15 protein-coding genes are annotated in these 15,484 nt (G+C 43.4%); 1 reads left to right on the top strand and 14 read right to left on the bottom strand.

The annotated features are described in order from the left end of the window. Positions 1–66: 66 nt before the first annotated feature. From CQS04_RS01665 to CQS04_RS01610, 12 genes are all read right to left on the bottom strand, one after another. Positions 67–951: a polyprenyl synthetase family protein gene (locus CQS04_RS01665; RefSeq protein WP_100352472.1), complete on the bottom strand. Its 885-nt coding sequence runs from the start codon at positions 949–951 to the stop codon at positions 67–69. After that, the gene (gene xseB, locus CQS04_RS01660) at positions 952–1,149 is read right to left on the bottom strand and encodes an exodeoxyribonuclease VII small subunit (protein WP_100352471.1); all 198 of its coding nucleotides are present in this window, start codon (positions 1,147–1,149) and stop codon (positions 952–954) included. Next, positions 1,133–2,497, bottom strand: a complete 1,365-nt coding sequence (gene xseA, locus CQS04_RS01655; protein WP_100352470.1) for an exodeoxyribonuclease VII large subunit — start codon at positions 2,495–2,497, stop codon at positions 1,133–1,135. The genes xseB and xseA overlap by 17 nt, the downstream gene beginning before the upstream one ends. Positions 2,498–2,560: 63 nt before the next feature. Then, a complete protein-coding gene (gene folD / locus CQS04_RS01650) occupies positions 2,561–3,412 on the bottom strand; it encodes a bifunctional methylenetetrahydrofolate dehydrogenase/methenyltetrahydrofolate cyclohydrolase FolD (RefSeq protein WP_100352469.1) in 852 nt (283 codons plus the stop codon). An 11-nt stretch (positions 3,413–3,423) separates the two neighbouring features. Further along, positions 3,424–3,801: a transcription antitermination factor NusB gene (gene nusB, locus CQS04_RS01645; protein ID WP_094942037.1), complete on the bottom strand. Its 378-nt coding sequence runs from the start codon at positions 3,799–3,801 to the stop codon at positions 3,424–3,426. A gap of 135 nt (positions 3,802–3,936) precedes the next feature. Continuing rightward, a complete protein-coding gene (locus CQS04_RS01640; protein WP_100352468.1) occupies positions 3,937–4,335 on the bottom strand; it encodes an Asp23/Gls24 family envelope stress response protein in 399 nt (132 codons plus the stop codon). Continuing rightward, positions 4,328–5,692 carry an acetyl-CoA carboxylase biotin carboxylase subunit gene (gene accC, locus CQS04_RS01635; protein ID WP_100352467.1) on the bottom strand — a complete coding sequence of 455 codons (1,365 nt, stop codon included), beginning with the start codon at positions 5,690–5,692 and terminating at the stop codon, positions 4,328–4,330. Before accC ends, CQS04_RS01640 begins: the two co-directional genes overlap by 8 nt. 20 nt (positions 5,693–5,712) lie before the next feature. Next, complete coding sequence (gene accB, locus CQS04_RS01630) at positions 5,713–6,210, bottom strand: acetyl-CoA carboxylase biotin carboxyl carrier protein (RefSeq protein WP_100352466.1); 498 nt, start codon at positions 6,208–6,210, stop codon at positions 5,713–5,715. Positions 6,211–6,713: 503 nt separating this feature from the next. Beyond that, positions 6,714–7,271: an elongation factor P gene (efp, locus tag CQS04_RS01625; RefSeq protein WP_100352465.1), complete on the bottom strand. Its 558-nt coding sequence runs from the start codon at positions 7,269–7,271 to the stop codon at positions 6,714–6,716. Positions 7,272–7,282: 11 nt separating this feature from the next. Next, positions 7,283–8,341 carry a M24 family metallopeptidase gene (locus tag CQS04_RS01620; protein WP_100352464.1) on the bottom strand — a complete coding sequence of 353 codons (1,059 nt, stop codon included), beginning with the start codon at positions 8,339–8,341 and terminating at the stop codon, positions 7,283–7,285. 279 nt (positions 8,342–8,620) lie between these two features. Continuing rightward, a complete protein-coding gene (locus tag CQS04_RS01615; RefSeq protein WP_100352463.1) occupies positions 8,621–11,182 on the bottom strand; it encodes a vitamin B12-dependent ribonucleotide reductase in 2,562 nt (853 codons plus the stop codon). 162 nt (positions 11,183–11,344) lie between these two features. Further along, entirely contained in the window at positions 11,345–12,178 is an 834-nt protein-coding gene (locus tag CQS04_RS01610; protein ID WP_100352462.1) for a lipoate--protein ligase family protein, read from the bottom strand. 78 nt (positions 12,179–12,256) lie between these two features. Between CQS04_RS01610 and CQS04_RS01605 the strand changes: the two genes are divergently transcribed. Continuing rightward, positions 12,257–12,646, top strand: a complete 390-nt coding sequence (locus CQS04_RS01605; RefSeq protein ID WP_100352461.1) for a rhodanese-like domain-containing protein — start codon at positions 12,257–12,259, stop codon at positions 12,644–12,646. A 37-nt stretch (positions 12,647–12,683) separates the two neighbouring features. On the opposite strand, the gene gcvPB is transcribed toward CQS04_RS01605, so the two are convergent. Beyond that, entirely contained in the window at positions 12,684–14,141 is a 1,458-nt protein-coding gene (gcvPB, locus tag CQS04_RS01600) for an aminomethyl-transferring glycine dehydrogenase subunit GcvPB (protein ID WP_100352460.1), read from the bottom strand. Beyond that, on the bottom strand, positions 14,134–15,480 hold the full coding sequence (gcvPA, locus tag CQS04_RS01595) for an aminomethyl-transferring glycine dehydrogenase subunit GcvPA (protein ID WP_100352984.1): 1,347 nt from the start codon (positions 15,478–15,480) through the stop codon (positions 14,134–14,136). Before gcvPA ends, gcvPB begins: the two co-directional genes overlap by 8 nt. Positions 15,481–15,484: the final 4 nt, after the last annotated feature.

Genomic DNA, 15,484 nt, shown 5'->3' with positions numbered 1-15,484 from the left:
TGTTATTCCTGAATTTATAGGTAGTTCTAATGATAGCAATATCAGACGCTAAAATACAGCGAGAAGTTAGTTCTCGCGGAAGGTTATGTAGTCTGCGAAACTTTTTAGCAGGCCATCCGCCTTTTCAATAGTCTGTAATGCACCAATTGCTTGCTCATGGTACTGCGTACGTTCCTTAAGAGCTCCTTCTAAAGTCAGTAAAGAAGGATAGGTACTTTTATTAGCCGCTTCATCTTTTCCAGCTGTTTTTCCGAGTTGATCCGAATCTGCCGTCACATCTAAAATGTCGTCTTGAATCTGGAACAACACGCCAAGTGCTTCTGCGTAGCGCGTCAATGCTTGTAGTTCTCTTTGGTCAGCATTAGCTAGTAACGCTCCTGCAAGAATACTAAAGCGAAGCAATGCGCCTGTCTTGTTCGCGTGGATCGTTTGTAAGTGTTCAAGCTCTACACGCTTGCCTTCTGCTTCCATGTCCATCAATTGGCCGCCGACCATTCCAAGTGCTCCTGCAGACTCTGCAAGAAGTTGCAGTAACTCTACTTTTTGCTCTGCTGAATAGTCGCTAGATGCGGCAATTAGACGAAATGCCTCAGTTAAAAGTGCATCTCCAGCTAAAATAGCTGTCGCTTCACCAAACACCACATGATTGGTTGGCTTCCCACGTCGCAAGTCATCGTTGTCCATCGCAGGCAGATCATCATGAATCAACGAATACGTATGGATGTACTCTAAAGCACAAGCCACATCTAGACCTTTTTCAAGTGGTGTACCAAACTCCTCTAATACAGCTAGAAGCAACATCGGACGCACACGCTTTCCACCAGCCTCTAAAGAATAAATCATCGATTTCTTTAAAGTTTCGACAATGTCTTGGTTGTCAATTGCATGGATGAGATGCGCATCGACAACTGGCAGATTGTTCGCAATAAATGATTTTACTTGCTCACTCACTTAGTCTGCCTCCTCTTCTGCATCTATAAACTGTACAAGTTGCTTTTCTGCTTGTTGGAGTTTCGCTGAACACTCCGCAGACAGTTCCATCCCTTTTTTATAGAGATCAATCGACTCTTCTAATGGCACATCTCCTTGTTCTAGACGACGCACGATTTCTTCAAGTTGTTTCATTGCTTGCTCAAATGTCCGTTCCATGATTCCCACCCTTTTCTAAAGATTGTACCTGTACAGTCGCAGTTCCGTCGTAAAAATGCAATTGGAGTGTGTCCTTTGGCTGGATCTCCTCAATCGTCTTTACGACTCCGTGCTCTTTTTCTGCATATAGAAACCCTTTTTGTAAGGTCTGTAACGGACTCAAAGCCTCTAATGTACGAATCCGGTTAACAAGTTGATGCTTTTTGGCAGTAGTTTGCTGCTGCGTGCTATAAAGAATCCGTTGACGAATGGTGTCGATCTGCTGCTGCGCTCGCTGAATACGTTCCACTGGGGAGACGTGCATGAGACGAAGGCTTAAGCGTTCTTGCTGCTGCCCTACTCGTTCGATTGTACGCATGGTAGTTTGTTGCAATTGATCTGTCATCCGAAGATGTTGTTCTACAAAGGGTCTGTAGAGTCTGCTAGCATCTTGAAAAACAGCCGACTGCTTCACACGCTGCAAGTCAATTCGAGACTGTTTTACTTTTCCGAGTGTCTGTTGCGTAATGCGGTCGGAGAAACTCCTGATGTTCTGGAGCAACTGAAGTTGATCCGGCACCGCAAGCTCGGCAGCTGCAGTTGGAGTCGGCGCACGAAGATCCGCTACAAAGTCAGCAATCGTCGTGTCCGTTTCATGACCTACTGCACTGATGATGGGCACTCGGCTTTTTACAATGGCTCGAGCAACCGCTTCTTCGTTAAACGCCCAGAGGTCCTCAATCGACCCTCCTCCGCGCCCCACTATCAAAACATCAACATCTGGTACCTCATTCATTCTTTCAATCGCTTTGACAATTGCGGGTGCGGCTCCAGGACCTTGAACTAAAGTCGGGATTACGGTGACTTTTGCTAATGGAAACCTTCTCTCAAGAGTGGTCAAAATATCACGAATGGCCGCTCCTGTAGATGACGTGATGACACCGATGTGTCGAGGTAGGGGAGGTAATGGTTGTTTTCGAGTTGGAGAAAACAAGCCTTCCTTCTCAAGCTTTTGTTTTAACTGCTCATAAGCTACGAATAGAGCACCGACACCATCAGGTTCCATAGTTTTCGCATAAAATTGATAGTTTCCTGCGTTTTCGTAGACAGAAATATCACCCGTAACAAAGACGTTCATTCCCTCTTCAGCACGAAAAGACAGAGCCCTAGCTTGTGAGGCGAACATCGCACAAGCAATACGAGCACCGGCATCTTTTAAGGTAAAGTAGATATGTCCGTTGGAATGGTATTTGACATTTGACAATTCCCCTTTCACATAAACTTTACGTAAATAAGGATCCGCATCAAACTTTCGTTTTATGTACCGTGTAAGTGCTGACACTGTCAAATAATTGGCCGCAGAGCTCATGCACATTTCCCCTTTCCCGGTAAAACAAGCTTGTACGTGGTGTACAAGCTTGGCATGTCGTTCTTATTCAGCTTGTCGTTCTGCACTGAGACAGGTATTTTCCATCAACATGGCTATCGTCATAGGGCCGACTCCACCTGGTACAGGGGTTATAGCTCCTGCTACTTCTTTAGCAGAGTCAAACGCAACATCCCCTGAAAGACGTCCATCAGAATCGCGATGGATACCTACATCGATCACTGTAGCACCTGGTTTGAGATGCTCCCCTGTGATCATGGATGGCTGACCTGTTGCCACTATTAGAATGTCTGCCTGTGTCGTGAACTCTTTAAGGTTTGGTGTACGAGAGTGGGTATATGTAACAGTCGCATGACGGTTCAATAGCAGTTGGCCCATCGGCTTTCCTACTATATTACTTCGACCAACGATAACAGCATGTTTTCCTTCGATCGAAATGCCTGCATAGTCAAGTAATTGAATAATACCAAACGGTGTACAAGGAATAAATCCTGGTTGGTCGAGTAACAGCTTACCCACATTTAGAGGATGAAAACCGTCTACATCTTTTTGAGGATCAATGCTTTGCAGCACTTTATTCTCATCAATATGTTTTGGTAAAGGTAGCTGTACCAAAATACCGTGTACATCAGGAGATGCATTCAACTCCTGGATGATTGCTAATAGTTCTTGTTCCGATATGGATGAAGGCTTTTGAATGACTGAAGAATGCATTCCAAGGCGCTTACTCGTCCGTTCCTTGCTTCCTACATATGTCTGAGAAGCTGCGTCATCACCAACTAATACGACTGTAAGTCCTGGTGTGATCCCTTGTTGTTGAAGTTTGGATACGCGGTGTTTTACTTTTTCAATTACTTGTTCTGCTATTGCCTTGCCATCGATGATTGTCGCTGTCATGTTGCACACTCCTACTTGTTGATGTATTTCGATAATACGCCATTTACAAATCGGCTGGATTGTTCGTCTCCATATGCTTTTGTCAGTTCAATTGCTTCGTTGACCACAACGGCCCCTGGGGTATCTTCCGTATGGTTGATCTCAAAAACGGCCATTCGTAAAATTGTTCGTTCAATTTTAGGCAAGCGATTTAAAGACCAGTTCTCTAATTTCTCTGCTAAACTTGCATCAATCTCTTCACGGTGTGCAAGAGTCCCTTTGACGAGGTTTTCATAAAACACATCGTGTTCTTCTGTAACGTGCAGCATTGCTTCGTGTACATCCATGTCCGAATGGTCCAGTTGGAATAGTACTCGTAACGCGTGTTCCCGCGCTTCTCTTCTTTTCATTCAAGTTGACTCCTTTATACGTTCACTATGTCTTTCATCATAGCATAGAAACGGCCATTACAAAACTTTATTCCTTATTCAGAAAGTTTGGCAACACAAAAGAATTCCAGCCGCAATCGGCTGGAATATATCAGTCTATTGATTGTTTTCTGGTGTATCAAACTGAATACCCGTCACATGGACATTGACTTCTTTTACTTCAAGTCCGGTCATGTTCAAGATAGCTTGACGTACACTTTGTTGTACTTCTTGTGCAATAGTTGGAACTGATTTTCCGTAACGAATCGTACAAAAGACATCGATGAACAATCCTTTTGACGAGATGTCCGTTTTGATTCCTTTACCATGCACTTTCTTTCCAAGCAGTTCGACAACACCTGCTGCAAAGTTTCCTCTCGTTGCAGCCACACCATCCACTTCATGTGCAGCAATTCCTGCAATGACCGTGATGACTTCAGGAGCAATCTGAATTGTTCCTAAGTCAGCTTTTCCACTAGACATTTGGAAGAATTCTTGATCTTTTGTCTCAGCCATGCGTTGTCTCCTCCTTCATAATTTCATAGTGTTCTAAAAACTTGGTATCAAAGTGACCTGAGCGGAATACTTCATGGTCCATCAGACGCAAGTGGAACGGGATTGTCGTCTCCACGCCGTCCACTATAAATTCTTGAAGAGCTCGCTTCATCTTGAGGACGGCTTCTTCACGAGTCGGAGCGTGAACAATCAGTTTCGCAACCATTGAATCGTAGAATGGTGGAATGGCATAGCCTGGATACACTGCAGAATCCACTCGAACTCCGTATCCACCCGGAGGTAAATACATCACGACTTTACCTGGAGAAGGCATAAAGTTTTTTGACGGGTTCTCTGCGTTAATACGGCACTCAATGGCCCAGCCGTTCATTTGAACATCTTCTTGTTTTAAAGTAAGAGCTTCACCGGATGCAACAAGTATTTGTTGTTTGATCAAATCCACACCTGTGATCATTTCTGTTACCGGGTGTTCTACTTGAATCCGCGTATTCATTTCCATGAAGTAGAATGTATCATTTACGTGGTCGTAAATAAATTCTACAGTTCCTGCAGATTCGTAGTTCACAGCAAGAGCCGCTTTAACAGCCGCATCTCCCATTTTCTTACGAGTGGCTTCAGACAATGCAGGCGACGGTGCTTCTTCCACAAGCTTTTGCATACGACGCTGGATCGAACAATCACGTTCACCTAAGTGAATGGCATTGCCGTGACCGTCAGCTAGCACTTGGATTTCTACATGGCGGAACTCTTCGATAAACTTCTCTAAATAAACGCCAGGATTTCCAAAAGCTGCTTGTGCTTCTTTTTGAGTCATTTTGATTCCTGTCACCAACTCTTCTTCCGAACGAGCGACACGAATCCCTTTACCGCCACCGCCAGCAGTTGCTTTAATGATGACCGGATAGCCGATCTCAGAAGCTACTCGCTTCGCATCTTCGACAGTCTCAACAATTCCTGTTGAACCAGGAACAACAGGAACACCAGCTGCTCGCATCGTTTCACGAGCTACGTCTTTTGTTCCCATTTTCGAGATTGCAGAGCTTGATGGACCGATGAATTTAATGTTACACGCTTCACAGAGCTCGGCAAAATCGGCGTTTTCTGCTAAAAAACCGTAGCCTGGGTGAATGCCGTCAGCTCCAGTCAATTTCGCTACACTCATAATATTTGAAAAATGTAAGTAAGAATCTTTTGAAGTACGTGGTCCGATACAATATGCTTCATCAGCTAATTGTACATGAAGTGCTTCTTTGTCCGCTTCTGAATAGACAGCAACTGTTTCGATGTCCATCTCTTTACATGCACGGATAATCCGCACCGCAATTTCGCCACGGTTCGCAATCAGTACTTTTTTCATGTTCGTCACCTCTTCGCTGTTTATTTAATAGAAAATAGCGGCTGACCATACTCGACAAGCTGACCGTCTTTAACAAGGATCTCTACGATTTCTCCTTCTACTTCCGCTTCAATTTCATTAAATAATTTCATAGCCTCGACAATGCAAACTACTGTGCTAGCTGTTACTTTATCGCCTACTTTTGCATAAGGCTCTGCTTCTGGTGAAGATGCTTCATAAAATGTTCCCACCATTGGTGAGTTGATTGTTTTGTATGTAGTAGAAGCTTCTTCTGCTACAGGTGCAGCTTGTGGAGCTTGTGGCTCAGGTTCTTGTGTTGTCTGTGGAGCTTGAGCTACTACTTTTGGTGCTTCCACTTGAGGTTCAGCTGCTACTTCACGAGATGGCTGACTAACTACCGCTGTTCCAGTAGCGTGTTTTTTTAATTTTAATTTCGTGCCATCTGCTTCAAATACGAATTCATCTAGTGAAGATTGATCCATTAATTTAATGATTTCTCGAATCTCTTGAATTTTCATCGTTATCGAACTCCCCTATTTCAGTAATGACATTCTTTCCATTATCCATTCTACCGTTTTTCGTTCGATTGCGCATCCTTTTTTAGTACCTGCTCTTATATTCCCTACATTTCAGGCAACAGCGAATAGTGTGACAATTTCAAACAGGACGATTCCGTAAATGGATTTGGTCGATCATTTAGAACATACACAGAGAATACGACACCAAGACTTAGTAATATCATCAACCATACAGTTCTTTATTAGGGGTCAATTGAATCTCCTTTCATACGTTCTACTTGAATGCGGTGAGGGGAAATTTGGAAGTGCGGTCAACCAGAACATCCTGTAAAGAGAGACCAGTTCCTCAGGGATCAATTTCTTCACCCCCCTTTTTTTCTTCAACATATGATTCAGTACATGGTATTAGACGAAAAAGATAGGTCAGATAAACAGAGAAAAGGGAGTCTCTCGTCATTGAGAAACTCCCTGCACAGTTTTTATTTAGTTCACTTACCAATTTATTAAGCGCGTGATACGTAAGAACCTTCTGATGTGTTAATGATCAGTTTGTCACCTACGTTGATGAATAACGGAACCGTTACCACAACACCTGTTTCAAGTTTCGCCGTTTTCGAACCGCCGCCAGAAGTATCGCCTTTGATTCCTGGTTCTGTTTCGATTACTTCAAGCTCTACAGTGTTTGGAAGCTCAACGCCTAGTGTTTCACCTTGGTACTGAATGATGCTTAGTTCCATATTTTCTTTCAAAAACTTCAATTCGTATTCGATTGAGCTTTCTGGAAGTTCCACTTGATCATACGTATCTGTGTCCATGAACACGTGTTGATCACCATTTGCATACAAGTACTGCATTTTGCGTGTATCGATTTGAGCTTTCTCTACTTTTTCACCTGCGCGGAATGTACGTTCATTTACAGAACCCGTGCGAAGGTTGCGAAGTTTTGAGCGAACAAACGCTGCACCTTTACCTGGTTTTACGTGTTGGAACTCGATAACGCGGTATAAGTTACCATCAAATACGATAGTTAGACCTGTTTTAAAATCGTTTACTGAAATCATGTGATTTCCTCCTATAAAATAACTAATTCTTTTGACGTATGCGTCAGTTTTTCGACACCTGTCTCTGTTACAAGAGCGTCGTCTTCGATGCGAACGCCACCGATACCTGGTAAATAAATTCCCGGTTCAATCGTGATGACCATACCTGGTTCAAGAACCACGTCAGAACGTGAAGAAAGACCTGGTCCTTCGTGCACTTCAAGTCCAATGCCATGCCCTAAAGAATGACCAAATGCCTCACCATATCCTTTAGAGGCAATGTAATCTCGAGAAATAGCGTCTACTTCTTTCCCTGTCATCCCTGGTTTGATTTTCTCAAGAGCAAGTAACTGAGAATCTAATACGACCTGGTAGATCTCTTTCAACTTGTCACTTGGTTGTCCGACAGCGAGCGTCCGCGTCACGTCTGAAACATACCCGTTGTAATAGGCACCGAAATCAAGTGTAACAAAATCTCCGGACTCAATCACTTTATCTGTTGCCACACCATGCGGTAAAGCAGAACGCGTTCCTGATGCCACAATAATATCAAACGACGAAGAAGTGGCACCTTGTTTTCGCATAAAGAACTCAAGTTCATTGGAGACTTCTAACTCAGTCATTCCCGGTTTGATAAACGTCAAAATATGTTCATATGCATCATCGGCAATTTTACAAGCCTGCTTAATAATAGTAAGCTCGTCTTCCGTCTTAATCAAGCGGATTTTTTCTACTAGGCCTGATGTCGGCACAAGCTCCGCCTTCAAAGCGTTTGCATAGCGATCATATTCCGCGTATGTCATCGCATCTTGTTCAAATCCAAGTTTAGTCAATTGCTTGTCTTCAACTAGTTGAGCCACTGCTTCTATAAGAGTGGTTTTCTGTTCGATGATCTCGTAACCTTCAATTTGGTCGTTTGCTTGCTCTGTATAACGGAAATCCGTGATAAAGAATGCCTCATTTGCTGTAATGACAGCGACGCCAGCCGTGCCGGTGAATCCTGTTAAGTAGCGGCGACTGTGTGCGCTGGTAACAAGTAATGCGGGTAGATCTGCTTGTTGTAATGCTTGACGAAGTTTTTTTAATTTCATGAGTAATAGCCTCCTATGTAAACACTAGTTCTAGTGTAGCATAGTGCTATTTTTCAGAAAACGAATATTCCTTCGGAACTCAAAAAAAGATGCCGAATTTAATTAGAAAAAGCAACTTCTCACAAAAAATAACGAGAAGCTGCTTAGTCTATACTTAAATTTTAGTGTAGGGGAAGCGTTCCGCGGGCGCGGGTTGAGCCTCGGTCTCAGCTTTCGCTTTTAATCCCGCTGGAGTCACCCCTACACTGTTAAATCATTTTTTTATTTTTACCTTTAATTTTATAAACCGCACTTAAGCTGAGCACCACAGTTTGTACAAGTGTTACAGCCACCAAGCTCTTCAACTGTTCCCTTACGGCAGACCGGACATGTATTTCCTACTTCAGATCCGATAGTAACGTTCGTGCTGCGAAGATCTTGAATCGTATCGATCAAGACGATCGGACGTTTCTCTTCTACCACTTCCGTTTGCACTTCCGTCATATCATTTTCTTCTGCTTTCAATGTCAGCACTTGAGAGTCACGGCTTCCGTCCACATAGACTGTACCACCTTTGGCTCCTCCTCGGTAAAGACGCTCATAAACACCTTCAACTTGTTCAACTGTATAGCCTTTAGGAGCATTTACTGTTTTTGAAATAGAAGAATCAATCCAGCGCTGAATGATACATTGAACATCCGCATGTGCTTCTGGTTTCAGTTCCATTGCTGTTACAAACCACTCTGGGAGCTCTTCGCTTGAAGCTTCGGGATGCTTCGCTAAGTACTCACTAACAATATCAGCTTTCACTTCGATAAATTTCCCTAGACGACCGCTGCGGTAGTACGTGAAGGAGAAGTAAGGTTCAAGACCAGTCGATACACCAACCATAGTACCTGTAGAGCCAGTTGGAGCAACTGTCAGTAAGTGTGAGTTACGAATACCGTAAGACAAAATATCTTCACGAATCGTTTCGTTCATTCCTTGCATGAAGCCCGTCTCAGTGAATGCTTTACGAAGACGTGCCGTCTCTTCTTCCGTATCTCCAACTAGGAATGGGAAGCTCCCGCGCTCTTTCGCAAGCTCGATAGAAGTTTCATATGCTGTCTCTGCAATCGTTTGGAAGATCTGGTCGACGAGTACATTTCCTTCTTCAGAGCCGTATGGTTTTTCACAGTAAATCAATAGATCCGCAAGACCCATTACTCCTAGGCCGACGCGACGTTCCCCTAGCGCTTGCACTTTGTTCTCTTCTAAGAAGTAAGGCGTGGCATCAATAACGTTATCTTGCATACGCACACCAACGCGAACCGTCTCTTTCAGTGCTTCAAAATCAACTGTCAACGTCTCTTTATCAGCAAACTGAGCTAAGTTGACCGCAGCCAAATTACACACACTGTATGGAGCTAAAGGTTGCTCCCCACAAGGATTGGTAGCTACAACTTTTTGGCCGTAGGCTTTTGCATTCGTTTTATCATTGGCATTGTCGATAAAGAAAATACCTGGTTCCGCAGAATATGTTGCACAGATATTGATTAAGTTCCATAAATCGCGTGCTTTGATCGTGCGGTAGGTACGCACTTCATAGCCCATCTGTTCCCACTCACGGACGTCACCGACTTTATGCCATTCACGGTTGTACACTTCCATATCTTCTTTTGAATAATTTTCTACTGCTGGGAAGCGAAGATCGAAAGATGCGTCATCTTCTACGGCCTGCATAAATTCTTTTGTGAGGGTAACAGAAATATTTGCACCTGTTAAAAATTCTGAATTGTGGACACTGTAGTGACCGCCATCTCTAAGTTTTGACTCTGCATCGCGAATGATAGCATCGCTGAATCCGCCGTAACCTGGAATCGCTTTGTAGTTTACAATCCCTTGATACATCTGCTCTTCTTGTAAAGAGAGGGGTTTGAATTTTAGCTTGTCTTTAGCAAGTTGCGTAATCCACTCGTCTTCTGTATTTTCAATCAAATACCGCAAAATTCGCGGATTTTGCATTTTAGAGATGATGAATTCCGCAATATCTGGGTGCCAGTCAGCTAACATGATCATCTGTGCTCCACGACGTGAGCCACCTTGTTCCACTAGATGCGTGAGTTTTGCAATGTCATCAAGCCACGATACGGAACCTGAAGATTTTCCGTTAACCCCACGAGCTAGAGTGTTACGTGGGCGTAATGTAGAACCATTTGTTCCTACTCCACCACCTCGACTCATGATTTCCATAACCTGTTTCCGGTGATCACTAATGCCTTCACGTGAATCTGGAACGAATGGCATCACGTAACAGTTAAAGTACGTAACGTCTGTTTCCGCTCCTGCACCATAAATGACACGGCCTGCTGGAATGAAATTGAGAGAAACGAGCTCTTGATAGAACTTTTCAAACCATTCGTTGCGTTTTTCTTCAGTCTTTTCAACGCTAGCAAGACCCGTCGCATTTCGCAAAGCGATCTGCTCGTAGAACAATTCCAATGGTTTTTCAATTACAGATAAAGGTCGTGTGATCTCACCAGTTTGTGCTTTTTCTGGATCATCGATTGCACTACGGTATTCTTCGTCAATGCGCACGACAGCTACTTTCTTGTCCCAATCGATTGAGACAATTTGCCCAAGGCCACGGGCCGGGAATTTAGGGTCTTCTTTTACAGTAAGAACGACGAAGTCTCCTGCTTGGAGTGTCTTTTTCTCGGTGTCTTTAAATGAGTAGCGATCAATCATGACCAGGCGAGATACGCCTTTATGAGTCAATTTCATATCGGGTGTTACGGGGTGAACCTGAGGAAATTGTTTGATAGCTTCATTGAGTTGTTGGATTGCTGCTTGTTGGTTTTGAAGAGTTGATGGTGAGACCATGTAAATTCCTCCCGAAATAAGTTCTATGATTATTGACACAATATATAGTGTATATCCAAATGATAAAGCACTATATATTGAATGTCTAGTTAGAACCTCGCAGATTTTCAAGATGAATCTTTGAACCTATTTCGGTGAAATTCCATAGCCCAGAAGTGGCGATTATTTTCTAAAATTCCATTCATCCGAACGATACCTTGTGTCTGCAAGGTTTTCAACATATTGCTGCTGTTCAGGTGTTAAAGAAAAAGAAGTCAGGTGAATATTTAGTGCCGATTCAAAGCCGTTTTTGAAGGCAGGAATACACTGATCAACCTCAATTGTCTTTGATACAATTTTGTTAATCGAGACAGCTTTTTGACTTAATCGTTCTTTTACTTTTTGACGTTTCTCTTCCGATTCATAAGAAAAACAATTTAAATATTTATCTTCATCAAGATCAATTAAAATAGCACCGTGTTGTAAAATAACTCCTTTTTGTCGTGTTTGAGCAGAACCGGCTACTTTCTTCCCTTCAACTACTAATTCATACCAAGAAGGAGCATCAAAACAGACCGCCGATTTAGGCTGACTTAGAGCTTCACGTTGAGATTCAGACTTTGGAACAGAAAATTCCGCTTGAAGTCCCAGGTTCCGAAACCCTTGTAGAATCCCTTCACTGATGACGCGGTAGGCTTCTGTTACCGTCTTAGGCATATCCGGATAGTCTTCTGATACAATGACACTGTAAGTGAGTTCGTGTTCATGAAGAACCGCTCTACCTCCTGTTGGTCGACGTACAAATCCGAGCCCCATCTCTTTTACGGCTGGTAGATGGATATCTCGTTCTACTCGCTGAAAATAGCCAATGGAAAGCGCTGCTGGCTCCCACTGATAAAAGCGAATGACCGGTGGAATCAATCCTTCTGCATGCCATTCAAGCAATGCTTCATCTAAAGCCATATTGTAGGCGGCGTCTTGTTTGCCAGAATTAATAAAAATCCAGTTGTTTGTCATGAGGTTGCCTCCGTTTTGCAAGATTGTCAATTGAATCTCTTCAGTCTACTACTTATAATAGAAGAAGAGAAGGGAGTAATGAAGTTGTTAGAAATCGTATTAGGTATTTTAGGTGCCATCATCGTATTTGGAATCTACACATTTTTCACAGGAATGAAAATGAAGAAGTCCGTAACTACGTTATCGCAAGATGAATTTATTCAAGGCTATCGCAAAGCACAGCTGATCGATGTGCGCGAACCAAAAGAATTTGAAGGCGGTCATATTCTAGGAGCCCGCAACATTCCTGCTAGCCAGATACGGACTCGTATGAAAGAAATCCGTAAGGACAAACCCGTTTATTTATATTGCCAGAGCGGCGCACGTAGTGCACGTACGGCTATGACATTAAAAAAGAATGGCTACGATCAACTTTACCAACTAGATGGCGGTTTCCGCAAATGGACAGGTAAAATCAAATCCAAATAACTTAAAACAAGGCTCGCCAATTGGCGAGCCTTTTGTGTTACTTCGTATAACGGAGAATTGGTTTTCGAGCAGCCTTCGTTTCATCCAGACGATTAATAACCGTAGTATGCGGTGCATTTTGCACCATCTCTGGATTTTCTTCTGCTTCTTTCGCAATTTGAATCATAGCGTCACAGAATGCATCAAGTGTTTCTTTAGATTCTGTCTCTGTTGGCTCGATCATCATACCCTCTTCTACATTAAGTGGGAAGTAGATAGTTGGTGGATGGTATCCGAAATCAAGCAGTCGTTTTGCCATATCAAGTGTGCGAACACCTAATTTCTTTTGGCGACGGCCACTTAAAACGAACTCGTGTTTACAGTGACGGTTGTATGGAAGGTCGAAATAAGGCTCTAGACGACGCATCATGTAATTCGCATTGAGTACGGCGTATTCTGTTACAGCTTTCAACCCATCTGGACCCATTGAACGGATGTACGTGTAAGCACGAACATTGATACCGAAGTTTCCGTAGAATGGTTTCACACGGCCAATGGCTTGTGGACGATCATAGTCAAATGTATAACGATCGTCTTTTTTCACAAGAACTGGCGCTGGCAAGAAAGGAATCAAGTCTTTCTTCACACCTACAGGACCTGAACCTGGACCACCACCACCGTGAGGACCCGTGAATGTTTTATGCAAATTCAAGTGAACACAGTCAAAGCCCATATCCCCAGGACGTGCTTTAGACATAACGGCATTCAAGTTTGCTCCGTCATAATACAATTTGCCCCCGACACCATGAATGATGCTAGCCATCTCTAAAATATGTTCTTCAAATAGACCGAGTGTATTTGGATTCGTCAGCATAAGAGCCGCAGTGTCATCACCTACTACACGTCGTAAATCTTCCAAATCAACTAAACCGTGCTCATCGGACTTTACAGTTACGGTCTCAAATCCAGCAACTGTCGCAGATGCCGGGTTTGTTCCGTGAGCTGAGTCTGGGACGATGACTTTTGTACGGTGATGATCCCCATTTGCTTCGTGGAACGCACGGATCATCATCAGAGCCGTCCACTCACCGTGAGCACCAGCTGCAGGCTGCAATGTCACATCATCCATACCTGTGATTTCAATCAAGTGCTCTTGCAGATCGTACATCAATTCCATCGCACCTTGAACAGAAGATTCATCTTGCAATGGGTGAATGTTTGCAAAGCCTGGGAAGCGCGCTACGCTTTCGTTGATTTTTGGGTTGTACTTCATCGTACAAGAACCTAATGGGTAGAACCCTGAATCCACACCATGGTTGCGATTCGATAACGCTGTATAGTGGCGCATGATATCTAATTCAGACACTTCAGGTAGTTCTGCTTCTTCTTCGCGAATCATTCCTTCAGGTAAAAGAGACGATAAGTCCACTTCAGGAACATCTAAGTCTGGCAGGCTATAGCCAATACGCCCTTCAGTTGAGAGTTCAAAAATCAAGGGTTGGTTATCTTTATGCATAATAAGCCCCCACTTCCTGCACAAGTGCATCGATTTCTTCTTTTGTGCGCTGCTCGGTTACAGCGATCAAGATGTGATCTTGCAAATCTTTGTAATACGTTCCAAGGTGTAAACCACCAATCATTTCTTTTTCAAGTAAATGTTTATTCAAGCCTTCTATGCTACCTGGCAGCTTCACTACGATTTCATTGAAGTGTGCTCCTGTGAAGACCACGGATAATCCCGCAGCTTCGAAAGCTTGTTTTGCATAAGCCGTTTTCGCGATGTTTTGGATTGCCATTTCTTTTGTACCTTGCTTTCCAAGTGCTGTCATCGCGACACTTGCAGCAAGTGCGTTTAGTGCTTGGTTCGAACAAATATTTGAAGTCGCCTTGTCACGACGAATGTGTTGTTCGCGAGCTTGAAGCGTCAATACAAAACCGCGACGACCTTGGTCATCAGTTGTTTCCCCTACAAGACGCCCTGGAACTTTACGCATCAATTTTCCAGATACCGCAAAGTAACCACAGTGCGGTCCACCAAATGCTTCTGGAATCCCAAATACTTGTGCATCTCCGACTGTGATATCCGCTCCGAACTTACCAGGAGGAGTCAAGACACCTAATGCTAGCGGGTTTGATGAGCTGACAAACAAAGCCCCATGCTCATGTGTCACATCTGAGATTGCCTGCATCTCTTCGATCTGGCCGAAGAAGTTCGGATACTGAACCATCACAGCTGCAACATCATCAGAAAGTTGCGATTGTAACGCATCTAAATCAGTCTTTCCGTCTTTATGTGGAACGACTTCAACCGCAATGTTTTGACCATGTGCATACATTTTGACGACATCACGGTATTCCGGATGCACAGCTTCTGAGATTAAAATCTTCTTGCGACGTGTATGTCCAGCAGCCAAGTTTCCTGCTTCTGCAAGTGCCGTACCGCCATCATACATGGACGAGTTGGCAAGTTCCATTCCTGTTAATTCACAGATCATTGTTTGGAATTCAAAGATAGCTTGAAGTTCCCCTTGAGAAATTTCTGGTTGATACGGCGTGTAAGCTGTATAAAATTCTGAACGTGAGATCACGTGATCCACAATCGTTGGTTTGAAGTGGTCGTAAACTCCAGCTCCTAAGAAAGAAGCGTAGTGGCGGCTATCGGCATTTTTAGCAGCCATCTTCGTCAATTCTTTTAAAAGTGCTGTCTCTGACTTGGCCGGCTTGATAGCATATTCACCTTTAAAGCGTACTTTTTCCGGAATATCTGCAAACAGTTCATCAATAGATGATACACCGATTGTGTCGAGCATTTCTTTTTGGTCTTGCTCTGTCATCGGCAAATAACGATGTTTGATCATA

This window comes from Chryseomicrobium excrementi (assembly GCF_002798305.1).
In the GTDB taxonomy this organism is placed as follows: domain Bacteria; phylum Bacillota; class Bacilli; order Bacillales_A; family Planococcaceae; genus Chryseomicrobium; species Chryseomicrobium excrementi.
This window is presented reverse-complemented; position numbering and strand designations above follow the sequence as displayed.